Source organism: Pseudomonas amygdali, assembly GCF_002699855.1.
In the GTDB taxonomy this organism is placed as follows: domain Bacteria; phylum Pseudomonadota; class Gammaproteobacteria; order Pseudomonadales; family Pseudomonadaceae; genus Aquipseudomonas; species Aquipseudomonas amygdali.
This window is the reverse complement of sequence record NZ_LKBW01000219.1, coordinates 1-616: the sequence shown is the minus strand read 5'-3', so window position 1 is coordinate 616 and position 616 is coordinate 1. Positions and strand designations below refer to the sequence as shown.

The following is a 616-nucleotide window of genomic DNA, read 5'->3' as shown; positions in this document are numbered from 1 at the left end:
AGACCCATCCCGAGAACGACCCACGCAGCGCCCTGATCGCCAGCCTGACCGGCCAGGGCTTCCCGGTGCTGGACCTGACCGAAAACGAACTGGCCAAACTGCACATCCGCCACATGGTCGGCGGGCATGCCGAGCGGGTCAATGATGAAGTGGTGCTGCGCTTCGAGTTCCCGGAGCGACCGGGCGCGCTGTTCAACTTCCTCAACCGTCTGGGCGGCCGCTGGACCATCTCCATGTTCCACTACCGCAACCACGGCGCTGCTGACGGCCGGGTGGTTGCCGGGCTGGTGGTGCCGGAGGAAGAGCGGCATCTGGTGGGCGCAGCGCTGGACGAGATTGGTTACCCGTATTGGGACGAGAGCGAGAACCCCGCGTACAGGCTGTTTTTGGGCTGAGGCCTTAGATACTCCCGTTCCTCACGCTCCGCGTCACAAGAGGACGCAGAGCGTCCCGAACGGCATGCGACGCAGAGCGTCGCACGATAGCGGTAACGTTATCCCTGACGACCCTCGTTCCTCGCGCTCTGGTATGACCCCCGAAGGTTGGACGCAACCTTTGGAGGCGTCATGGGTAAATATACAGTGCAGGCAAAACTCGCAGCCGTGAAAGAATATTG

1 pseudogene is annotated in these 616 nt (G+C 62.3%); it reads left to right on the top strand.

Features of this window, described 5'->3' with window-relative positions:
• Positions 1-395, top strand: a pseudogene (locus tag AO277_RS14520) (threonine dehydratase); the annotation flags it as partial.
• Between the last annotated feature and the right edge of the window lie 221 nt (positions 396-616).